This is a genomic window from Roseiterribacter gracilis, from assembly GCA_018332375.1.
Taxonomy (GTDB): Bacteria; Pseudomonadota; Alphaproteobacteria; order BOG-932; family Roseiterribacteraceae; genus Roseiterribacter; species Roseiterribacter gracilis.
Genome location: BOPV01000001.1, coordinates 948,136 through 969,898 on the forward strand (window position 1 = coordinate 948,136; position 21,763 = coordinate 969,898).

The following is a 21,763-nucleotide window of genomic DNA, read 5'->3' on the forward strand; positions in this document are numbered from 1 at the left end:
GAAAACGAGCAAACCAAAAAGCGAAGCATGATCCCGAGGGATCATGCTTGAGCGCCTTTAACGATCATCGGGATCCCCGCCACCACCAGCACGACGCGATCGGCGGTGGCGGCGATCCGTTGATGCAGACGGCCCGCTTCGTCGCGAAAGCGACGCGCCAGTGCGTTGTCGGGCACGATGCCCAGCCCGACTTCGTTCGAGATCAGAAAAATATCGAGATCGGGTGCAGTCAGCGCCTGCAGCAGCGCGTCGCTGCATGCTTCGACGTCTTCGTCGGCCAGCATCAGGTTGGTCAGCCACAAAGTCAGGCAATCGACCACGATCACTTGGTTCGCCGACGCTTCCCGCGCCACGATCGCGGGCAAGGCCAACGGCTCTTCGATTGTGCGCCACAAGGGCCCGCGTTCTTCGCGATGGCGCGCGATGCGCGCCGACATCTCATCGTCGCCGGCCGCGGCGGTTGCGATCATCACCAGGTTGCGCGACTCCGCGGCCCGACGCTGGGCTTCGCTTAGCGCGTAGCGCGTCTTGCCCGACCGTGCGCCGCCCAGGACTAAGGTAATCACGGCATAACTCGCATCTCGCTCGGCTTGTTGACGAAGCCCTGCGCGGCCCCTAAGCCGGCCCCCACGACAGGTTCCTCTTCAAACGAGGATCAAAAGGGAACTCGGGTGGAAAACCCGGGCTGCCCCCGCAACTGTAAGCGGCGAGCCCACCCGTCATACGCCACTGGCATTCGTGCTGGGAAGGCGACGGGCAGCGCACTGACCCGCGAGCCAGGAGACCTGCCTGTCGGATGTCGTCACTCGACCGGCCGGGGTGCGCCGAGCGAGCGGGACTCTTCCCGAAAGACGGCGAGTCGTCTGCTGCGACCAGCGGACGAAGTGGCGCCGCACGTTTCGCACCGCTTCGATCGCTGAACGCAGCCTCACCGTTCGTGGAGGTTGTCTTGGTTCGCCGTTCGTCTCTTTCCGTCCTCGCTGCCGGGCTGTTGTCCAGCACCGCTGCAATCGCCGAAGGCCTGCCCGCCGCATCGTCCTCGCCTGACGAGATCGTCGTCGTTGCGACGCGCGCGCCGGCACGCCTGGACCAGATCGGCCAGTCTGTCTCGGTTCTCACCGAAGCCGATATCCGCGCCGATCAAGCGCTGGTCGTAACCGATTTGCTGCTGCGCACGCCGGGCATCTCGTACAATCGCAATGGTGGTCCGGGCGAAACCACGTCGCTGCGCATTCGCGGTGCCGAGAGCGACCAGACGATCGTGCTGGTCGACGGCGTCAAGCTGAACGACCCGTCTTCGACTGGTGGTGGCTACAACTTCGCCAACCTCGTCACCGCCGACATTACGCGCATCGAAATTCTGCGTGGCGCGCAGTCGGTTTTGTGGGGCAGCCAGGCGATCGGCGGCGTGGTCAACATCATCACCGCCGAACCGATCAAGCCGTTGCAGGCCGACCTGAAAATCGAAGGCGGCAATCGCGGCACCTTCTCGGCCAGGGCCGGCGTCGGTGGCGTCAGCGAGAACGTGCTGTGGCGGGTCGCAGCTTCGCATTACCGCACCAGCAGCGTATCGGCCTTCGATGCACGGTTTGGTGGTCGCGAACGCGATCCGTATCACAACGACACGGTCAGCGGCCGACTGCGCATCAATCTGACCAGCGACGCATCGATCGATTTCCGCGGTTACTATTCCGACGCGCGAAACGACTTTGACTCAACCACGCGCGACGACCTGGAATACGGCCGCACCAAAGAGCTGCTCAACTATACCGGGTTGAATTTTGGCGCTTTCGACGGTCGTCTGAAAAACCGCCTGGCGCTGCAATACACGCGCACCGAGCGGATGAACTTCAATCCCGAACAGCGCGTCACGACCACGACCTTCGATGCGCTGGGCGAGAATCTGCGCTTTGAATATCAAGGCACGCTGCAAATCACCAAAGGCTGGCAAGCGGTGTTCGGTGCCGAACACGAACATTCGAACTTCCGCTCGGCCTCGCCCACTGCAACTGCGCCCAGTCCGACGCCGGCAAAAGCCAGCACCGATATCGACAGCGGCTACGCGCAGCTGCAAGTCGAACCGGTCCAGGACCTGACCTTGACCGCCGGTCTGCGTTTTGACGATCACGCAACCTTCGGCAGCCATACCACGACGCAAGCATCGGCCGCTTGGCGCCTGTTCAACGGAGCGACGATCCTGCGCGCCTCCTACGGCGAAGGATTCAAGGCGCCGACCTTGTTCCAGCTCTTCTCGGACTTCGGCAACAAGGCGCTGCAGCCGGAAGAAGCGCAAAGCGGCGACGTCGGCATCGAGCAACATGTATGGGGCAACCGCGTCATCGCGCAGGCGACCTGGTTCAAACGTGACTCGGTCAACCTGATCAACTTCGTGTCGTGCACCAGCATCGCCACGCCGAATTGCGCCAACGGCCGCTTCGGCTTTTACGACAACGTTGCGCGGGCCGAAGCGGAAGGTATCGAATTGTCGATGACCTTGAATCCGATCGACCCGCTGACGATCACCGCCAATTACACCTATACCGAAGCCAAAGACCGTTCGCCGGGATCGGCGACCTTTGGCCGGGAATTGTCGCGTCGCCCACGACGCACGGCCAATGCGACCGTGTCGTATGACTGGCCGTTCGCCGTCACGACCAGCGTCGCCGTCCGCTATGGCGGTCGCAGCTTTGACAATGCGACCAACCTGACGCGGCTCGAAGCCTATACGTTGCTGGATCTGCGTGCTTCGTGGCAGGTGACCGCCAATGTCGAGCTGTATGGCCGCGTCGAGAACGTCACCAACGAAACCTATGAAACGACATTCCGCAACGGCACGTTGGGCCGCACCGGGTATGTCGGTGCACGGTTGACCTTCTGACAATGAACCCGTTTCTCCGGCACGGCGGAAATCTGGACGCGGCACGCCGCGCCTGGCCCGCTGCGCCGGAGCCGTGGCTCGATCTTTCGACCGGACTCAATCCGCACACTTACAACGCGCCGCGCGCCAGCGACGCGCAGCGTGCGCGTCTGCCGCTGCGCGAAGAACTTGTCGCCTTGCGCGATGCGGCTGCAGCGGCGTTCGACGTTGTCGATGCAACCCGCGTCGCACCGGTTGCGGGCGCCGAAGCGGCGTTGCGCGCCCTTCCCTTGCTTGGGCTCGGCCATTCGGTTGCGCTGGATCCAGCGCTCTATGCCAGCCACGACGCTGCTTGGCGCGCGGCCGGTGCACGCATCGTTGCACCCGGTGACGACGCCGATATTTGCGTCGTGATCAATCCCGCCAATCCAACCGGTGCGGTAACCGACATCGCCGCCATCCGTGCGCTTGCCGACCGGCAAAGTGCGCGCAACGGTTGGCTGGTGATCGATGAAAGCTTCGCCGACACCGATCCCGAGATCAGCGTCGCGCTATGGCCGCATCCGCGACTGATCGTGCTGCGCTCGTTTGGAAAATTCTTTGGCCTGGCTGGCCTGCGGCTCGGCTTCGTGGTTGCCGATCAACAAGTGCTCGAGCGGCTGCATGCAGCGATTGGCGATTGGCCCGTGTCCGCCGACGCGATCGTTGCGGGCACGCATGCATATCGCGATCTGGCTTGGATCCAGCAGATGCGCCTGCGTCTCGCCGACGAGTCACAGCGGCTTGGTACGTTGCTGCGCGCGGCCGGATTCGAAACCATCGGCGGCACCAAGCTGTTCCAGCTGACGCGCAGCAAAGATGCGCAGCGCCGGTTCGACGCGTTGGCGGCGCAAGGGATTTTGACTCGCCCCTTCCAGGATCAGCCAGACTGGCTACGATTCGGACTTCCGCCCGCTGACGGCTGGCAGCGGCTTGCGATTTCGTTGGAGAGGCTGGCATGAGCGACGACATCAACCGCGCGCACAATGAAGCGATGAAAGCGCTCAAAGCCGAGCGCGACGAGATGATGCGCGAGAAGCGCGCCGGCCACGGCTTGTTGATGGTTCACACCGGCGACGGCAAAGGCAAATCGACGGCGGCGTTCGGCATGATCGCGCGCGCGCTGGGCTGGGGTTTCGAGGTCGGCGTCGTGCAATTCATCAAGGGCAAGTGGAAGACCGGCGAGAAGGAATTCTTCCGCCGTTTCCCCGACCAGGTTCGCTTTCACGTCATGGGCGAAGGCTTCACCTGGGAAACGCAGGATCGTGCGCGCGACATTGCCGCCGCCGAAGCTGCCTGGGAAAAAGCAAAAGAGCTATTGGCCGACACGTCGCTACATCTCGTCGTACTCGACGAGCTGAACATCGCGCTGCGCTACGACTATCTCGACGTGAACCAGGTCGTCGCCGATTTGCAGGCCCGGCCGCGCGAGATGCATGTCTGCGTCACTGGCCGCAACGCCAAGCCCGAATTGATCGCAGTCGCCGACCTCGTCACCGAGATGCAGTCGGTGAAACATCCGTTCGACGCCGGGTTGAAGGCCCAGCGCGGAATCGATTTCTGATGCGCATCACGCGCCGCGCTGTGCTGGCTGGTCTCGCCACGATGCCGACCGCATCGCTGGCGGAACCGACGCAGCGCGTCGTGTCGCTCAACCCGTGCCTCGACGCGGCGCTGGTCGAAATCGCCGACCGCGCCCAGGTCGTCGCCATCAGCCACTATGCGCGCCAGACGCAGGCCTCGATCCTGGCCGAAACCGCGCACGACATTCCGATCACCTACGAAAGCGCCGAAGAAATTCTCGCGCTGCGCCCCGATCTGGTTCTGGCCAGCCGCCATTCCGCGCCCGCGACGCGCAATGCGCTCGACCGGTTCGGCATTCGCGTCGAAACCTTCACCGTGCCCGACACGGTGGCGCAAAGCATCGCGCAGGTCGAACGGATCGCGACCTTGACCAACAACGTATCGCGCGGCGCAGCGCTGATTGCGCGCATCGAAGCGGCGTTGCGCGCCGCCCAACCGAGCGACGACGCAAGGCCGCGCGCGCTGGTGTTTCAACCACGCGGCTTCGCCGCCGGCGAAGGCACGTTGGTCGACGAGATGCTGAAACGCACTGGCTTCGCCAATGCGGCGGGTCGCTATGGCTTGAAGAAATGGGGCAACGTGCCGCTCGAAGCGTTGCTCGACGATCCACCCGACATTCTTCTGTCCGGTGACGTGGCAACCGATCGGCCGCCTTGGGCCGAGCGCATCGTCAATCATCCGGCTTTGCGCCTGGTCGCCAACCGCATGCGCCGCGGCGTGTTTCCCGAACGGCTGCTCTATTGCGGCGGACCGGTGCTGCTGTACACGGCGCCGATCCTGGCCGCTGCACGCAAAGAATGGGCGCGCACAGCATGAAGCATCCACCTCTTTCGATCGTGCTGATCGGCGGCGTCGTGCTGGTGCTCGGCCTGGCGGTGTTGTCGCTCAGCGTCGGGCGCATCTGGATTCCGCTCGCGACCTTTCTGAACGACGCCGATACGACACAGCGTGCGATCCTGTTGGGCTTGCGCGTGCCACGCACCTTGCTGGCCATGCTCGTCGGTGGCGGTCTTGCGTTGTGTGGCGCTGCCTTGCAGGGCTACACACGCAACCCGTTGGCCGACCCCGGCATTCTCGGCGTGTCGCCGATGGCGGCGCTGGGCGCGGTCACGACTTTGTATCTTGGACTGAACACTACGCCCTGGGTGCTGCCCGCCGCTGCCGTCGGCGGTGCGATGCTGGGCATCGTTCTGCTGCTGTTGCTGGCACGGCTGACTGGCGGCGTCGTGACGTTTCTGCTGGCGGGTGTGGTGCTGCAAAGCCTGGCTGGTGCCGGCGTCGCGCTGGCGTTGAGCCTGGCGCCGAACCCGTGGGCGATCAACGAAATCGTCAATTGGCTGCTTGGCTCGCTGCAGGATCGTAGCGTCAACGAGCTGCAACTGGCGACGCCGTTCGTGCTGGTCGGCGCCGCGCTGATCTTCACCACGCGCCGTGCGCTGGATGCGCTGACCTTGGGCGAGACCGGCGCACGCGCGCTGGGAATCGAACTCGACACGACGCGCGTGTTGCTGGTGCTGGGTGTCGGACTTGTCGCCGGCGGCTGCGTTGCCGTGACCGGCGTGATCAGCTTCGTCGGCCTGGTCGTTCCGCATCTGGTGCGGCCGCTGGTGGGTGCACGTCCGGGTCGGTTGTTGTTTCCCAGTGCGCTTGGCGGCGCTGCTTTGGTGCTCGCCGCCGACATGTTGGTGCGGCTGACGCCGGCAGCAGCCGAGCTTCGCCTTGGCGTTGCGCTGTCGGTGCTGGGCGCACCGTTCTTTCTGCTGCTGTTGGTGCAACAACGCCGGCGGCTGGCATGAAACAGCTTTCTGCAAAAGGCCTGCGCGTACGGCTGGGCGACCGGCTTGTGCTCGACGATGTCAGCGCGACGTTCGACGCGGGCAACGTCACCGCAATCCTCGGACCCAACGGCGCCGGCAAATCGACCTTGCTCACCTGTCTCGCTGGTCTGCTGAAACCGGCGCGCGGTTCGGTGAAGCTCGGCGACGAATCGCTCGACACGTTGCCGTCGCGGCTGCGCGCGCAGCGGATCGGATTTCTGCCGCAGCTGCAGGAAATCGCCTGGAGCGTCGACGTCGCGACGTTGGTTGCATTGGGCCGCTTGCCGCATCGCGGCTTCGGCACGCCGACCGTCGCCGACCAGTTCGCGGTCGAGCAGGCATTGCACGCAGTCGGCCTCACCGACTTCGCCGATCGCGTCGCGACCAGCCTGTCGGGCGGCGAGCGTGCACGGGCGTTGTTGGCGCGCGTGCTTGCGGGCGAACCGCCCTGGCTGCTCGCCGACGAGCCACTGACCGGTCTCGATGTCGGCTATCAGCTCGACGCGTGCAAGCTGCTGCGCCGGATCGCCAGCGCCGGCATCGGCGTCGTCTTGACCTTGCACGATCTGCAGCTGGCGGCGCGTGTCGCCGATCGCATTCTGCTGCTGCGCGACGGGAAGATCGTCGCCGATGCGGCGCCGGCCGAAGCATTGACGACCGCGACGATCAAACAGGTCTACGGCGTCGATTCCGAAATCACGACCGGCGCGCATGGGCTGGTGATCGATGTGGTCGGCCGTGCCTGACGCAGCCGGCACTGCCGCAGCCTTGCTGCTGGAAGCCGCGGTCGGATATCCCGACGCGCTGCACCGGCGCATCCCGCATCCGGTCGTTGCGATCGGACGCGCGATCGACGCGCTGGCGCGACGCTGGAACCATGGCAGCGACGCAGACCGTCAGCAGCGCGGCGTTGCGACGGTGGCACTCATCGCCGGCGGCGCTGCAACCGTCGGCGTCGTCGCGACGCGCATCCTGCCGCGCCCGATGGTACCGGTCGTCGCAACGCTGGGATTGGCGCAGCGCAGCCTGTTCCTGCATGTGCATGACGTGCAGCGCGCCTTGGCACGCGACGACTTGGCGGCAGCACGCATTGCCGTCGCGCGCATCGTCGGTCGCGACACCAGCAATCTCGACGAAAGCGGTGTCGCCGCCGCGGCATTGGAAAGCCTGGCCGAAAGTTTCTGCGACGGCATCGTCGCGCCCGCCTTCTGGTTCTGGTTGGGCGGGCTGGCCGGCCTGTTCGCGTACAAGGTGGTCAACACCGCCGACAGCATGATCGGCCATCGCGAAGAACCGTGGCGCAAGTTCGGCTGGGCCGCAGCGCGCAGCGATGACGCGATGAATTGGATTCCGGCGCGCATCGCAGGCGCCTTGTTGGCGATCGCAGGTCGCGGCGGCTTCGGCACGATGCTGCGCGACGCGCGCAAACATGCCTCGCCCAATGCTGGCTGGCCCGAAGCCGCCATGGCCGGCGCGCTGCAGGTACAGCTCGGCGGGCCCGCAACCTATGACGGCGTCACGGTCGAACGTCCAAGCTTTGGCAATGGACGCAAACCCGATGCAGCCGATCTCGCACGTGGCCTGCGCGTGACGGCCGGTGCGTGCGTGTTGCTTTGCGTGGGCGTTGGCCTGTTGGCACTTGCAGGAGCACGCAAATGCCGGCGCTGATGATTCAAGGTTGCGGTTCGGATGTCGGCAAGTCGACGATCGTCGCCGGCCTGTGCCGCCTCTTCACCAATCGTGGCCTGATCGTGCGGCCGTTCAAGCCGCAGAATATGAGCAACAACGCCGCCGTCACCGCCGACGGCGGCGAAATCGGACGCGCCCAGGCGGTCCAGGCGCGCGCCTGCCGGACCGCGCCCACCGTCGACATGAATCCGGTGCTGCTGAAACCGCAAAGCGATGTCGGCGCGCAGCTGATCGTGCGCGGACAGATGCAGGGCACTTGGCCCGCGCGCGGCTATCAAGAGCGCAAGCAGGCGCTGCTGGGTGTTGCGCTGGAGTCCTACCGCGCGCTCGAACGCCAAGCCGATTTGCTGCTGATCGAAGGCGCCGGCAGTCCGGCCGAAACCAATTTGCGCGCCAACGACATCGCCAATATGGGGTTCGCCCACGCAGCCGACGTGCCGGTGCTGTTGCTGGGCGACATTGATCGCGGCCATGTCATCGCAGCGCTGGTCGGCGCGCACACAGTGCTCGACGACGCCGATCGCGCCCGCATTCGCGGCTTTGCGATCAACAAGTTTCGCGGCGATCCAACCTTGTTCGACGACGGGCGGCGCGAGATCACCGCGCGCACCGGTTGGGCTGATCTTGGCATGGTGCCGTTCCTGCCTGGCGCGTACCGGCTGCCGGCTGAAGATGCGGTCGTGCTGGGCCGCGCCCGCAGCAGCAACGGCGCCAGCTGCAAGATCGTGGTGCCGATGTTGTCGCGCATCGCCAATTTCGACGAGTTCGATCCGTTGCGCGCCGAGGCGTCGGTCGACTTCTCCTTCGTTCCGCCCGGCACCGCGCTTCCCGGCGACGCCGATCTGATCATTCTGCCCGGCACCAAGGCGACGTTGGCCGATCTCGCCTTTCTGCGCACGCAAGGTTGGGACATCGATATTCAGGCGCATGTGCGGCGCGGCGGACGTATGCTGGGAATTTGCGGCGGCTATCAATTGCTGGGCCGCCGCATCGCCGATCCGAACGGGATCGAAGGTGCGCCATCGGACGCCGACGGGCTTGGCTTGCTCGACGTCGAAACCGTGATGACGCCCGCCAAAATTCTGCGCGACGTGCGCGGCACCTTGGTGCGCGGCGGCGCATCGGTCAGCGGTTACGAAATGCATGTCGGACGCACTACGGGGCCCGCAACTGCGCGCCCGTTTCTGCACGGCACCAATGGCGGCGCCGTGTCGCCCGACGGACGGATCGCCGGCATCTATTTGCACGGGCTGTTCGCCAATGGCGCGGCGCGCGCGGCGTTGCTGGCCGAGCTTGGCGCCGCCTCGGACGGCGAAGACCACGATGCCAAGATCGACGCCGCGTTGGATGAGATCGCTGCCCTGCTCGAACGCTCACTCGACATCAACGCAGTTTCCCGGATCGCAGGCCTGCTGCCATGAACTTCCCCGTCATTGAACCGTTCGATGCTGCGCTGACCGCGTCGTTGCGCGCCCGTGTCGACGGCTTGGCCAAGCCGCCGGGTGCCTTGGGGCGTCTCGAAGATCTCGCGGTGCGTCTGGGCGCAATCCAGAACCGGATCGACCCACGGATCCGCCGCGTGCGGGCTTGCGTCGTTGCCGGCGATCACGGCCTCAACGCGCAAGGCGTATCCGCCTATCCGTCTGCGGTGACGCAAGCGATGGTCGCGACGATGCTGGCCGGCCGCGCCAGCGTGAATGCGTTGGCCCGCGCCTGCGACGTCGAAGTCTGCATCGTCGATGCCGGCGTCGATGCCGACTTGGCCCCGCACCCACGGCTGCGCAACGAAAAGATCCGGCGCGGCACGCGCGACGCGACGATCGAAGCCGCACTGACCGACGACGAAGTTGCGCGTGCCTTGGCAGCAGGCATCAAGCTGGCCGGCGAAGAGAGCGACATCGACGCGCTGATGCTGGGCGAGATGGGGATCGGCAACAGCGCCACCGCCGCATTGCTGTTGCATCGTCTGGCGCCGGCAGCGTTGAACGACTGTATCGGCGCCGGCGCTGGCCATGATGCAGCCGGCATGGCGCGCAAGATCGCGGCGCTGGAACGTGCGGCCGCGCGCAGCAACGTCACCGCACCGCTCGACGTGCTGCGCGAATTCGGCGGGCTCGAAATCATTCTGCTGGCGGGCATCGTACTTGGCGGTGCAGCTTCGCGGCGCGTCATTCTGGTCGACGGGTTCATCGCGTCGGTTGCAGCCTTGGCCGCGATCCGCCTGGTGCCGGCAGCGCGCGAATATTGCATCTTCGCCCATGCCTCGGCCGAGCGCGGCCATCGCATTCTGCTTGACGTATTGCAGACGCAACCGCTGCTCGATCTTGGCCTGCGTCTCGGCGAAGGCACCGGCGCGGTGCTGGCGGCGCCGTTGTTGCGCGCGGCGGTCAATCTGTTCAGCGACGTCGCGACGCTCGACGACGTCTTGTCGGGCCGCCTGGGATGAACCAGCTGCACTGCGCGCTGCAATTCCTGACCAGGCTGCCGCTGCCGCCGTTGCGCGACTTCCAGCCCGACGCAATTTCGCGCGCAGCCAAGTATTTTCCGTTGGTCGGGCATCTGGTCGGCGCGGTGTCGGCTTCGGTGTTGTTGCTGGCGGCGCAGATCTGGAGCGGTGCTGTGCCGGCCTTGCTGGCGATTGGGGTCGGCATGCTGCTGACCGGTGCGCTGCATGAAGACGGGCTTGCCGACACGGCCGACGGTTTCGGTGGCGGACGCACGCGCGAACAGCGCCTCGCGATCATGAAAGACAGCCGCATCGGCACCTACGGCATGCTGGCGCTGGGGCTGGGCATCGCGCTGCGCGTTGCTGCATTGGCCACGATGCCGCCTTCGCTTGCGGCGCTGAGCTTGGTCGTCGCGCATGGCGCCGGTCGCGCGATCGCGGTGTTGGCGATGGCGACGACGGAATATGCCGGTGCGATCGACGCTGCGAAGATCGCGCCCAGCAATGTGCGCATCGGCGAAGCGTCGTTTGCGCTCGCCTGGGGTTTGTTGCCGCTGCTGCTTCTGTCCTGGCCGGCACCCATCTTTGCGCTGCTGTTGATTGCAAGCGCGTGCGGCTTGTTGCTGTGGCGTGCACAGCGCGCGATCGGCGGCACGACCGGCGACGTTCTGGGTGCGGTCGAACAGCTCGCGGAAATCGCCGTGCTGCTGGCCGGCGCCAGTCTCGTCGTCGCATGACCCTGTTGGTCGGCCCATTGGATTCGGTGCGCGCGCTGTGCGTGGCGCGCCAGCCAGCGCGCGTCGTGACCATCCTGTCGCCGACGCAGACCGCGCCGGTCCTGCCCGTAAAGGTGCCGCATCTGGTGCTGGGCTTTCACGACATCGACGCGACCCGCAGCGGCCTGGTCGCGCCCGATGCGAACTCGCTGCACCGCCTGCTCGACTTCGCTGCGGCCTGGACCGAACCGGCACCGATGCTGGTCCATTGCTGGATGGGGATCAGCCGGTCGACGGCGGCATCCTTTATTCTGGCCTGCGCCGCCGATCCGAACCGGTCCGAAGCCGAGATCGCACTGGCACTGCGCGCGGCCTCGCCGACCGCAACGCCGAATCAACGGCTGATTGCGCTGGCCGACGAGGTGCTGGCCAGAAGCGGTCGGATGATTGCGGCGATCGCCTCGATCGGCCGGGGTGCCACGGCGGCTTGCGGCGCGCCATTCGAGTTCCGCGTCCGCCCCAGCCAAACTTAAGTCGCTCGCTGGCGCGATCCGGGCCTACGGCTCGCTTGTAGGCTTTCCGCAAGCCGGGACATACTCGTCCGCCATTTGAACGGGGCTGGGACGAAACCGACCCCCCAAGGTCATCAACAGCCAGGCCTCAATAGGGAGAGATCATTCATGAAGCGACTCGTTACAGCCGCTGCCGCCGTCGCGTTGACGGTTGGCATCGCAGGCGCCGCCCAAGCAGGCGGCACCTTCGACGCAGTGAAGGCGCGCGGCCAGTTGGTCTGCGGCGTCCATACCGGCCTCGCCGGCTTCTCGGCGCCGGATGACAAGGGCGTGTGGGCTGGCATCGACGTCGACATCTGCCGCGCCGTTGCGGTTTCGATGTTCGGCGATGCGCAGAAGGTTAAATTCGTCCCGCTCACAACCTCGAACCGCTTCACCGCGCTGCAGTCGGGCGAAATCGACATGCTGGCGCGCAACACGACGGTCACGCTGACCCGCGACACGACCAACGGCATGAACTTCGCGCCGGTCAATTTCTATGACGGCCAGGGCTTCATCGTTGCCAAGAAGCTCAACGTGAAGAGCGCCAAGGAACTGAAGGGCGCCACCGTCTGCGTGCAGTCGGGTACGACGACCGAACAGAACCTCGCCGACTACTTCCGTTCGAACAAAATGGACTTCAAGCCGGTCACGTTCGAAAAGCAGGACGAAGCCGTCGCTGCGTTCACCGGCGGTCGTTGCGACGTGTACACGTCGGACAAGTCGCAGCTCGGCGCTATCCGCGCGAGCCAGGTGAAGGTACCGGAAGACTACGTCATCCTGCCCGAAACCATCTCGAAAGAGCCGTTCGCCGCTGCCGTGCGTCACGGTGACGATCAGTGGTTCGACCTCGTGAAATGGTCGGTCTACGCGATGATCGAAGCCGAAGAGTCGGGCGTCACCTCGAAGAACGTCGACGAAATGGTGAAGTCGACCGATCCGAACCTGCAGCGTCTGTTGGGCGTCAATGGCGGCATGGGCAAGGCGCTCGGTGTCGATGACAAGTTCGCCTACAACATCATCAAACAGGTTGGGAATTACGGCGAAAGCTTCGACCGCAATCTCGGCGCGGGTTCGAAAGTCAAACTCGAACGCGGCCTGAACAATCTCTGGAAGAACGGCGGACTGCAGTACGCCATTCCGTTCCGCTAATCGGTTTTCAGTAACCAACAGGAAGGGCGTCGCGAACCAGCGACGCCCTTTTTGCATCTAGGCTTGGGTGTACGTCCAATAACCACGAACAAGAGGTTCCGGATGAAACGCTTCGTACTTGCTGCGTCCCTCGTCTTCGCGGCCGGCACGGCACAGGCCGGCGCCACGTTCGACACGGTCAAAGCACGCGGCCTGTTGGTCTGCGGCGTTCATACCGGCCTGCCCGGCTTCGGTGCGCCGGATGAAAAAGGCGTTTGGGCGGGCGTCGACGTTGATATCTGTCGCGCCGTTGCGGCCGCGATGTTCGGCGACGCGACCAAGGTCAAATACGTCCCGCTGACCAGCACCAATCGCTTCACCTCGCTGCAATCGGGCGAAGTCGACTTGCTGTCGCGCAACACCACCGAAACGCTGACGCGCGATACGACCGGCGTGATGAATTTCGGGCCGGTCAATTTCTACGACGGCCAGGGATTTCTCGTCGCCAAAAAGCTCAACATCAAAAGCGCGCTTGAGCTCAAAGGCGCCACCATCTGCACGCTGACCGGCACGACGACCGAGCAGAATCTCGCCGATTATTTCCGCGCCAACAAAATGGACTACAAGCCGGTCACGTTCGAAAAACAGGACGAGGCCAGCGCTGCGTTCGCGGGCGGCCGCTGCGACGCAATCACGTCGGACAAGTCGCAGCTCGGCGCCATTCGCGGCGCGCAGCTGCAGAACCCGGCCGACTATGTGATCCTGCCCGAGACGATTTCCAAAGAGCCGTTCGCGACTGCCGTGCGTCACGGTGACGATCAATGGTTCGACCTGGTGAAATGGTCGGTCTACGCGATGATCGAAGCCGAAGAGTCGGGCGTCACCTCCAAGAATGTCGACGAGATGGTGAAGTCGACCGATCCGAACGTGCAGCGCCTGCTTGGCGTATCTGTTGGCGCGGGGGGCGGCATGGGCAAGGCGCTCGGTGTCGATGACAAGTTCGCCTACAACATCATCAAACAGGTTGGGAATTACGGCGAGAGTTTCGACCGCAATCTTGGCCCTACCTCGAAGATCAATATCGAACGCGGCCTGAACAATCTGTGGAAGAATGGCGGGCTGCAATACGCCATCCCGTTCCGCTGATGCTGCAACGCTTGTTCCTGGCGGCGACGTTCATTGTCGCCGCCATCGGCAACGCGCATGCCGGTATGACGTTCGATGCCGTCAAGGCACGCGGCATGCTCGTTTGCGGCGTCCATACCGGCCTGCCCGGCTTTGGTGCACCGAATGAGAAAGGCGTGTGGTCTGGAATCGACGTCGATCTCTGCCGCGCGGTTGCGGCCGCGATGTTCGGCGATGCGACCAAAGTGAAATACGTCGCGCTGACCAACAGCAATCGCTTCACGTCGCTGCAGTCGGGCGATATCGATCTGCTGGCACGCAGCACGACCGCGACGTTGGCCCGCGACACGACCAACGGCATCAATTTCGCGCCGGTCAATTTCTATGACGGGCAAGGGTTTCTGGTCGCGACGAAACGCAACGTCAAAAGCCTGCCCGATTTGCGCGGCGCAACCGTCTGCACCCTGTCGGGCAGTACGTCGGAACAGAATCTCGCCGACTATAACCGCATCCACAAAATGAGCTTCCAGGCGATCGCGTTCGAAAAGATCGACGAGGTCGTCAGCGCCTACAACACCGGCCGCTGCGACGTGCTGACCACCGACAAGTCGCAGCTCGGCTCGTTGCGCGCCACGCAGATGACGACTCCCGACGACCATGTGATTCTGCCCGAGACGATTTCGAAAGAGCCGTTTGCGGCTGCGGTGCGCCATGGCGACGACCAGTGGCTCGACCTTGTGAAATGGTCGCTCTACGCGATGATCGAAGCCGAGGAAGCGGGCGTCACCTCGAAGAACGTGGCCGAGAAGGCGAAATCGGCCGACCCAAATCTGCAGCGGCTGCTGGGCGTCAATGGAAACATGGGCAAGGCGCTGGGGGTCGACGACAAGTTCGCGTACCGGATTGTCGAACAAGTCGGCAATTACGGGGAGAGTTTTGACCGCAATCTTGGGCCCGCCTCCCGAATCAATCTCGAACGCGGCCTGAACCACCTGTGGACAAATGGTGGCCTGCACTACGCCGCCCCATTCCGCTAACCAAAAGCTTCGCGCCCAAGGATTCCCTGTTTTAGACTGCGCCGGAAACGACGAGTTGAGGCAGGATCGATGACCCTCCGCGCGACGGACCGCCCAAGCGGCGTGCCCTGGTACAACGACGAGAAGACGCGCGGCGTGCTGTACCAGGTGGTGCTGCTGGCCGTGGTTCTGTTCGTCGGCTGGTGGCTGGTCAGCAACACGCTCCGCAATCTGGAGCAGCGGCAGATCTCGACCGGCTTCGGATTCTTGTGGCGCGAAGCTGGCTTTGCGATCGCCGAACAGCGCATCCGCTTCGAACCGACCGACTCCTATGCGCGCGCGCTGATCGTTGGCCTGCTCAATACGCTGGAAGTTTCAGCAATCGGCATCGTGCTTGCGACATTGCTGGGCACTGTCGTCGGCGTCGCGCGCCTGTCGACCAACTGGCTGATCGCGCGCCTCGCGACGGTCTATGTCGAAGTCGTCCGCAACATCCCGCTGCTGCTGCAGCTGTTCTTTTGGTACGCCTTCATCACCCAGTCGCTGCCGGGCGTGCGCGAAGCGCTGCATCCCCTGCCCGGCGTCTTCCTGTCCAATCGCGGCCTGGCTGTGCCGGTGCCGGAATTCAATGAAGGCCAGGCCTGGGCGCTGGTCGGCGGCGCGATCGGCATTGCCGCATCGATCTTTCTCGCGCGCTGGGCACGAAAACGACAAGACGCAACCGGGCAACCATTCCCGACGATCTTTGCCGCGCTTGGTTTGATCATCGTCTTTTCGTTTATCGGCTGGCTTATCGGTGGCGCGCATTCGGCGCTGTCGATCCCGGAAAAATCCGGCTTCGGTTTCAGCGGCGGCGCTGAACTCAGCCCTGAATTCGCCGCCCTCCTGATCGGTCTCACCGTCTATACCGCCGCCTTCATCGCTGAAATCGTGCGCGGCGGTGTGTTGGCCGTCGCGTACGGCCAGACCGAAGCCGCAATGGCGCTGGGTCTCAAATCGGGCCTGGTGATGCGCTTGATCCTGCTGCCGCAGGCGTTGCGCGTGATCGTGCCGCCGATGACGAGCCAGTATCTGAACCTGTTCAAGAACTCGACGTTGGCGATCGCAATCGGCTTCCGTGATTTCGTGTCGGTCGACGACACGGTGATGAACCAGACCGGTCAGGCGATCGAATGCGTCGCGCTGATCATGGCGGTCTATCTGACGGTGAGCCTGCTGATCTCGTCCTTCATGAACTGGTACAACAACAAAGTAGCGCTTCGCGGGAGCACGCGATGAGCGCGATGGACCACACCGAAGAACCCGTCGTGCTGGCACCACCCGGCTTGCAGATCGGCCCTGTCGCTTGGTGCCGGAAGAATCTGTTCAGCTCGATCCCGAACACGCTGCTGACGCTGCTGGCGCTGTTCCTGCTGTGGAAACTGATCCCGCCGCTGCTCGACTGGTTGCTGTTCAGCGCCGTGTTCAGCGGCAGCTCTCCGGACGCATGCAAAGACGCGGTCGGCGCATGCTGGACGCTGATCGGCGTCAAGCATCGCTTCATGCTGTTCGGCTTCTACACCTACGACGAACAGTGGCGCCCGCTGATCGCGACCGTGATCCTGCTGTGCCTGATCTGCGGCTCGGGCTATCCGAAATTCTGGGGCAAGAAGCTCGGCGTCGCGTGGCTGATCGGTCTGCCGCTGTTCGGCTGGTTGATGTGGGGCGGGTTTTGGGGCCTGCCATTGGTCGAGACCGACAAATGGGGCGGCCTGCCGCTCACCGTCGTGCTGGCTGCGGTCGGCATCGTCGTGTCCTTCCCGCTCGGCGTTTTGCTGGCGCTGGGGCGGCGTTCGGCGCTGCCCGCCATTCGCACCGTGTCGACCGCCTATATCGAACTGATCCGCGGCGTGCCGTTGATCAGCGTGCTGTTCATGGCGTCGGTGATGTTCCCGCTGTTTCTTCCTGAAGGCGTGACCATCAACAAGCTGCTGCGCGCGCAAGTCGGCATCATTCTGTTCACTGCCGCCTACCAAGCTGAAACGGTGCGCGGTGGTTTGCAGGCGCTGCCGAAAGGCCAATACGAAGCCGGCAATGCGCTGGGCCTGTCCTATTGGCAAAGCACCTTGCTGATCGTGCTGCCGCAATCGTTGAAGCTGGTGATCCCGTCCTTGGTGAACCAGTTCATCTCGACCTTCAAAGACACCAGCCTGGTGTTGATCATCGGTCTCTACGACTTCCTGACGACGACACGCACCGCAGTCGCGGACCCGGCTTGGCAGCCTTTCTATGTCGAGTCCTACGCCTTCGCGGCGATCGTCTATTTCGGCTTCTGCTTCTCGATGTCCCGCTATAGCCAATTCCTTGAGCGCCGCCTGGGCGCGCAAGGCCGTCGCTAAGGATACGCACAATGACCAATGCCGCCCTCGCCACCTCCAGCGAACCGATCATCTCGTTCGAGGACGTCAACAAGTGGTACGGCCAGTATCACGCGCTGCGGAACATCAATCTCGGCATCGGCCACGGCGAGAAAGTCGTGCTGCTTGGACCTTCGGGTTCGGGCAAGTCGACCTTGATCCGCTGCGTCAACCGGCTCGAAGAACATCAGGCAGGCCGCATCATCGTCGACGGAACCGAATTGAAGGGTGACGTAAAAGCGATCGAACGCATCCGCCGCGACGTCGGCATGGTGTTCCAAAGCTTCAACCTGTTTCCGCATCTGACCATTCTCGACAACCTCACCCTGGCGCCGCGCTGGGTGAAGAAGATGCCGAAGAAAGAAGCCGAAGATCTGGCGATGATGTATCTGGAGCGCGTGCGCATTCCGGAACAGGCGCGCAAATATCCGGCGCAGCTTTCCGGCGGTCAGCAGCAACGCGTCGCGATTGCACGCAGCCTCTGCATGAAACCCAAGATCATGCTGTTCGACGAACCAACCTCGGCGCTCGACCCGGAAATGGTCAAAGAAGTGCTCGACGTGATGATCGAGCTTGCGCATGAAGGCATGACGATGATGTGCGTGACGCACGAAATGGCCTTCGCGCGCGCCGTCGCCGACCGCGCCATTTTCATGGCCGAAGGCAGCATCATCGAAATCGACACGCCAGACGAACTCTTCTCCAATCCCAAGAGCGAACGTACCAAACAGTTCCTGGGGCAAATCCTGGGACACTGAGATGCGCATCCTCGTCGCCGTTGCGTTCGCCCTTCTCAGCGCCGCAACGGCCGGCGCGGCGCAGAAGAAGCCGGCACCGCCCAAACAAGAACCCGCGCCGCAAGTCAAATTGCAGGCGCCCGCCGACGTGCTGTCGCAGCACGTCAAAATTCTCGCCTCGGACGAATTCGAAGGCCGTGCCCCCGGCACGCCGGGCGAAGAGAAGACCGTCGCCTACATCGCCGAGCAGATGAAAAAAGCCGGGCTGCAGCCGGCGGGCACGAATGGCGGCTGGTACCAAGAGGTGCCGTTTGTCGAAACGCGCGCCGACCAGACTGCAGCCATGGAAGTGTCGACCACGCGCGACACTGCTAAGTTTCAGCCGCGCCGCGATTTCATCGCCTGGACCAAGCGCACGACCGGGCCGACGGCGCTGCTCAACGCGCCGCTCGTATTCGTCGGCTACGGCATCTCCGCACCCGAGCGGAATTGGGACGACTATGCGCGCGTCGATGTGCGCGGAAAGATCGTCGTCGTGCTGGTCAACGATCCCGGCTCTGCCGATCCGAAATTGTTCGACGGCAACGCGATGACCTATTACGGCCGCTGGACCTACAAGCTCGAAGAAGCGCAACGGCGCGGCGCTGCGGGGGCGTTGATCGTGCACGAGACACGCGCTGCGTCCTATCCGTGGAGCGTGGTGGTTTCGAGCTGGGGCGGCGCGCATCTCGACATTCCGCAAGAGACCAGCGGCGCTACACCGATGTTTGCCGAAGGCTGGATCACGACCGGCATGGCGCAGCAACTCTTCCGCCTGGCTGGCCAGGATTTCGATTCACGCAAAGCGGCAGCAGCGCAGCCCGGCTTTCGCGCCGTGCCGCTCGACGCGCGCGCCAGCATCGATCTCAAGCCGCAGACGCGCAGCTTCACCTCGCGCAATGTGGTCGGCATCGTGCGCGGCACCGAACGTCCCGACGAAGCGCTGGTCTATACGGCGCATTGGGATCATCTCGGCATCGGCAAAGAGAACGAGATTTATCACGGCGCACTCGACAACGCGTCGGGCGTCGCCGGTCTATTGTCGTTGGCCGAGCGGTTCGCGCATGAAAAGCAGAAGCCCAAACGCAGCCTGATCTTCCTCGCCGTGACTGGCGAAGAATCCAACCTGCTCGGCTCGGCCTGGTATGCGCGCCATCCGGTGAAGCCGCTGGCGACGACGGTCGCCAATCTCAACATGGATGTGCTGGGCGCAATCGGCCCGACGCGCGACATCGTCGTCAGCGGCGCTGGCAAAGTGCCCGACCTCGAAACCTTGCTGGCGAAATTCGCGGCAACGCAGGATCGCCATGTCGAAGGCGACGCACATCCCGAAACCGGCGGCTTCTTCCGCTCGGATCAGTTCAGCTTCGCCAAAGCGGGTGTGCCGGTTTTGAACGCGCGCGGTGGATTCGACAGTCGCGAACATGGCCGCGCCTGGGGTGAAGAAAAACGCCGCGACTACACCGCCAATCGCTATCACCAGCCGTCGGATGCCTGGTCCGCCGACATCGATTGGCGCGGCGCGGTGCAGGATCTCGATCTCTACTACGCGATCGGCAACGAACTCGCCGACGGCAAAGCCTGGCCGCGCTGGTCCGAGCGCGCCGAATTCGCGCGCATCCGCAGCGAAAGCGACGCGCAGCGCGGAATCAAACCACCTGAGGTGAAGCAGCCTGAAGCGGCGCCAAGCATCGAACCGAAGCGGCCGGAGATCGGCGCGCCGACGGTGCGGCCGTTCCCGAACCGAACTTTGCCGCCCGAGATGATGAAGCCACCGGAAGCCAAACCGGCCGAAAGCAAACCGCCGGAACCAAGCGTCGCGAAACCAGCGGTGCCGAATTCACCGCTGCCGCCGGAATAGCGTTCGCTTACCGGGTGCGTTGTTCGGGTGCAGGCGGCGGCGGCACGCCGGCTTTGTCTTCGAGCACGCGTATACGATTTTCCAATCGCGTGATCTCGACAGCCCAACGTTTGTTGTAAGCCAGGAACGCCCCCGTAAATGCCACCGCCAGAATGAAGGCGATGAAGAGGACGACGACGATCGGTCCGTTGCCGCGCATGCGGCAACGGATACACGATCTACGAGGGCTCTGTCAGCCCCACTGCAGAAAGCTAAGCATTCAGCCCTTTTGGTACTCGAACTTGGGCAGATTCTTGAGCGCGTCCTTGGTCCCGCCCGGCAAAATCACGACTTTCTCGCCGTAACGGAACAGACGGTACGGAACGACGACGTTCTTTTCGCCGACACCGAGAAACCCGCCGACGCCGACGACGGCGTACAGAACCTGGTCGCTGCGACCGACGATCAGATCGTCGATCTTGCCGATCGTTTCATCCGCATCGTTCTTGACCGTCGCACCGATCACCTTCGACGCGCGCCAACCTTGTTGCACGCTCGTGGCATCGATCTTCAGCGACGTAATCGTTTGGGGCGTAAGGTCGGCGGCGTGCGCCGCACCCGCCGACATAGCAAGCGCGATGGCCGCGCCCGCGAATAAGCTTCGCATTTGAGTATCTCCTCTTCGGGTACTCAACACCGAAACTGTAAGATTGGTTTCGTTCAGCGCGTCGGTGACGCGCGCGGATGTAGCATGCGCATCGTTCGACGCATCGTCGTGACCGCAGACATGGCGCTGGTCAGCAGCAGCATGTTGAGCAACGCGGTGGCGAAGACGGCGAGCGCCAGAACGAACCAGGGCATGGGATTCTCCATCATGCGTGTTGTGTGCCTGCCCTCTCCTTCGCAAAGAAAGGGCCACACAAGGCCCACCGCCGCCGGCAACAGTTTCGGACTGTGCTTTGTAAAAGATGGCGACGGCACGGATGGTTCGGCGTGCGTTCAGCCGGCTTTCGCGACGCGATTGCGCGCCAGATCAAACCACGCCCGTTCCGCACGCCGGATATGCGACGGTGCCAATTCATAGGCGCCGACAATGTCGCGCCAGACGCGCGCAGCGTCCTCATCGCGGCCAAGCCGCTCGTACAGCATCCCCAACCGCGCACGCCATTCCTGGCCCGGCGCCACCAGAACCAGTGCCTCATACGCAAGACGCGCCGCATCGAGATCGCCAATCTCTTCCAGCGCCCAGGCTTCGATCGCCAGCACTTCATAGTCGCGGGTCGCGGGATGTGCCGCACGCAGCCGCCGGACCGTCGCTAGTGCCAAGGCCGCTTCATTGTTGGCCGCGTGCAGGCGCGCCAGCTGTGTCAGCAGCGTCGCGTCGTCCTGGTAAACGCCGGTGAGGGTTGCCTCGATGATGGCGATTGCCTCTGCGGCGCGCCCACGCCTGGCCAGTTCGTCGGCGAGCGCCCGGCGATCGTCGATACTACCCACCAGTTCGTTTCGCTGGACCAACTGGCGGTAGTCGCGATCGGGGTCGATCAGCGCCGTCGCGCGCTTGCGCACTGCTTGCCCTGGCGTGCCTCGGATCCAGCCGGGAAGCAACTCGATCGCGACGTAGGCGGCCGCGCCGGCCAGCGGCAGAAAAAACAGGATCGGAAACCAGTAGAACGGCCGCCCGGTGCGCGCGACATGCACCATCAGCAAAACCTGCAGCACTCCGATTGCGATAAAGGCCAGCATGCCAGCTCCATTCCGGGATCCGCGAGAGATGCCCGGA

23 protein-coding genes and 1 riboswitch are annotated in these 21,763 nt (G+C 63.9%); of the genes, 18 read left to right on the forward strand and 5 right to left on the reverse strand.

The window, feature by feature from the left end; translation table 11 throughout:
- Positions 1 to 41: 41 nt before the first annotated feature.
- Positions 42 to 566, reverse strand: a complete 525-nt coding sequence (cobU, locus tag TMPK1_RS04725) for a bifunctional adenosylcobinamide kinase/adenosylcobinamide-phosphate guanylyltransferase (RefSeq protein WP_420241742.1) — start codon at positions 564 to 566, stop codon at positions 42 to 44.
- A 51-nt stretch (positions 567 to 617) separates the two neighbouring features.
- Positions 618 to 807, forward strand: a riboswitch (cobalamin riboswitch).
- 184 nt (positions 808 to 991) lie between these two features.
- Here cobU and TMPK1_RS04730 point away from each other — a divergent pair.
- The 18 genes from TMPK1_RS04730 to TMPK1_RS04815 all read left to right on the forward strand — a co-directional run bounded on the left by TMPK1_RS04730 (position 992) and on the right by TMPK1_RS04815 (position 20,004).
- The gene (locus tag TMPK1_RS04730; RefSeq protein ID WP_420241743.1) at positions 992 to 2,878 is read left to right on the forward strand and encodes a TonB-dependent receptor plug domain-containing protein; all 1,887 of its coding nucleotides are present in this window, start codon (positions 992 to 994) and stop codon (positions 2,876 to 2,878) included.
- A 2-nt stretch (positions 2,879 to 2,880) separates the two neighbouring features.
- Positions 2,881 to 3,858, forward strand: a complete 978-nt coding sequence (locus TMPK1_RS04735) for an aminotransferase class I/II-fold pyridoxal phosphate-dependent enzyme (protein WP_420241744.1) — start codon at positions 2,881 to 2,883, stop codon at positions 3,856 to 3,858.
- The gene (gene cobO / locus TMPK1_RS04740; protein ID WP_420241745.1) at positions 3,855 to 4,460 is read left to right on the forward strand and encodes a cob(I)yrinic acid a,c-diamide adenosyltransferase; all 606 of its coding nucleotides are present in this window, start codon (positions 3,855 to 3,857) and stop codon (positions 4,458 to 4,460) included. Before TMPK1_RS04735 ends, cobO begins: the two co-directional genes overlap by 4 nt.
- A complete protein-coding gene (locus TMPK1_RS04745) occupies positions 4,460 to 5,296 on the forward strand; it encodes an ABC transporter substrate-binding protein (protein WP_420241746.1) in 837 nt (278 codons plus the stop codon). The genes cobO and TMPK1_RS04745 overlap by 1 nt, the downstream gene beginning before the upstream one ends.
- Positions 5,293 to 6,276 (forward strand): FecCD family ABC transporter permease, encoded by a 984-nt coding sequence (locus TMPK1_RS04750; RefSeq protein WP_420241747.1) that lies wholly within the window; start codon positions 5,293 to 5,295, stop codon positions 6,274 to 6,276. The genes TMPK1_RS04745 and TMPK1_RS04750 overlap by 4 nt, the downstream gene beginning before the upstream one ends.
- Positions 6,273 to 7,043, forward strand: coding sequence for an ABC transporter ATP-binding protein (locus tag TMPK1_RS04755; protein WP_420241748.1), 771 nt, complete (start codon positions 6,273 to 6,275; stop codon positions 7,041 to 7,043). Before TMPK1_RS04750 ends, TMPK1_RS04755 begins: the two co-directional genes overlap by 4 nt.
- A complete protein-coding gene (gene cbiB / locus TMPK1_RS04760) occupies positions 7,036 to 7,965 on the forward strand; it encodes an adenosylcobinamide-phosphate synthase CbiB (protein ID WP_420241749.1) in 930 nt (309 codons plus the stop codon). The genes TMPK1_RS04755 and cbiB overlap by 8 nt, the downstream gene beginning before the upstream one ends.
- Positions 7,953 to 9,407 carry a cobyric acid synthase gene (locus tag TMPK1_RS04765; protein WP_420241750.1) on the forward strand — a complete coding sequence of 485 codons (1,455 nt, stop codon included), beginning with the start codon at positions 7,953 to 7,955 and terminating at the stop codon, positions 9,405 to 9,407. The genes cbiB and TMPK1_RS04765 overlap by 13 nt, the downstream gene beginning before the upstream one ends.
- Positions 9,404 to 10,432: a nicotinate-nucleotide--dimethylbenzimidazole phosphoribosyltransferase gene (gene cobT, locus TMPK1_RS04770; RefSeq protein WP_420241751.1), complete on the forward strand. Its 1,029-nt coding sequence runs from the start codon at positions 9,404 to 9,406 to the stop codon at positions 10,430 to 10,432. Before TMPK1_RS04765 ends, cobT begins: the two co-directional genes overlap by 4 nt.
- Positions 10,429 to 11,169, forward strand: coding sequence for an adenosylcobinamide-GDP ribazoletransferase (cobS, locus tag TMPK1_RS04775; RefSeq protein WP_420241753.1), 741 nt, complete (start codon positions 10,429 to 10,431; stop codon positions 11,167 to 11,169). Before cobT ends, cobS begins: the two co-directional genes overlap by 4 nt.
- Positions 11,166 to 11,681, forward strand: coding sequence for a tyrosine phosphatase family protein (locus TMPK1_RS04780; protein WP_420241754.1), 516 nt, complete (start codon positions 11,166 to 11,168; stop codon positions 11,679 to 11,681). The genes cobS and TMPK1_RS04780 overlap by 4 nt, the downstream gene beginning before the upstream one ends.
- Positions 11,682 to 11,828: 147 nt before the next feature.
- A complete protein-coding gene (locus tag TMPK1_RS04785; protein WP_420241755.1) occupies positions 11,829 to 12,851 on the forward strand; it encodes an amino acid ABC transporter substrate-binding protein in 1,023 nt (340 codons plus the stop codon).
- A gap of 102 nt (positions 12,852 to 12,953) precedes the next feature.
- Complete coding sequence (locus TMPK1_RS04790; protein WP_420241757.1) at positions 12,954 to 13,976, forward strand: amino acid ABC transporter substrate-binding protein; 1,023 nt, start codon at positions 12,954 to 12,956, stop codon at positions 13,974 to 13,976.
- Positions 13,976 to 14,992 (forward strand): amino acid ABC transporter substrate-binding protein, encoded by a 1,017-nt coding sequence (locus TMPK1_RS04795; RefSeq protein WP_420241759.1) that lies wholly within the window; start codon positions 13,976 to 13,978, stop codon positions 14,990 to 14,992. Before TMPK1_RS04790 ends, TMPK1_RS04795 begins: the two co-directional genes overlap by 1 nt.
- Before the next feature lie 69 nt (positions 14,993 to 15,061).
- On the forward strand, positions 15,062 to 16,249 hold the full coding sequence (locus TMPK1_RS04800) for an amino acid ABC transporter permease (protein ID WP_420241760.1): 1,188 nt from the start codon (positions 15,062 to 15,064) through the stop codon (positions 16,247 to 16,249).
- Positions 16,246 to 17,349: an amino acid ABC transporter permease gene (locus TMPK1_RS04805; RefSeq protein ID WP_420241761.1), complete on the forward strand. Its 1,104-nt coding sequence runs from the start codon at positions 16,246 to 16,248 to the stop codon at positions 17,347 to 17,349. Before TMPK1_RS04800 ends, TMPK1_RS04805 begins: the two co-directional genes overlap by 4 nt.
- A gap of 11 nt (positions 17,350 to 17,360) precedes the next feature.
- On the forward strand, positions 17,361 to 18,125 hold the full coding sequence (locus TMPK1_RS04810; protein ID WP_420241762.1) for an amino acid ABC transporter ATP-binding protein: 765 nt from the start codon (positions 17,361 to 17,363) through the stop codon (positions 18,123 to 18,125).
- Position 18,126: 1 nt separating this feature from the next.
- Positions 18,127 to 20,004 carry a M28 family metallopeptidase gene (locus TMPK1_RS04815; protein WP_420241763.1) on the forward strand — a complete coding sequence of 626 codons (1,878 nt, stop codon included), beginning with the start codon at positions 18,127 to 18,129 and terminating at the stop codon, positions 20,002 to 20,004.
- Between the two features lie 7 nt (positions 20,005 to 20,011).
- Here TMPK1_RS04815 and TMPK1_RS04820 read toward each other — a convergent pair whose 3' ends face one another.
- From TMPK1_RS04820 to TMPK1_RS04835, 4 genes are all read right to left on the reverse strand, one after another.
- A complete protein-coding gene (locus TMPK1_RS04820) occupies positions 20,012 to 20,203 on the reverse strand; it encodes a hypothetical protein (protein ID WP_420241765.1) in 192 nt (63 codons plus the stop codon).
- A 60-nt stretch (positions 20,204 to 20,263) separates the two neighbouring features.
- A complete protein-coding gene (locus tag TMPK1_RS04825) occupies positions 20,264 to 20,650 on the reverse strand; it encodes a PRC-barrel domain-containing protein (RefSeq protein WP_420241766.1) in 387 nt (128 codons plus the stop codon).
- Positions 20,651 to 20,703: 53 nt separating this feature from the next.
- Positions 20,704 to 20,844 carry a hypothetical protein gene (locus tag TMPK1_RS04830; protein WP_420241767.1) on the reverse strand — a complete coding sequence of 47 codons (141 nt, stop codon included), beginning with the start codon at positions 20,842 to 20,844 and terminating at the stop codon, positions 20,704 to 20,706.
- A gap of 138 nt (positions 20,845 to 20,982) precedes the next feature.
- On the reverse strand, positions 20,983 to 21,726 hold the full coding sequence (locus TMPK1_RS04835; RefSeq protein ID WP_420241768.1) for a hypothetical protein: 744 nt from the start codon (positions 21,724 to 21,726) through the stop codon (positions 20,983 to 20,985).
- Positions 21,727 to 21,763: the final 37 nt, after the last annotated feature.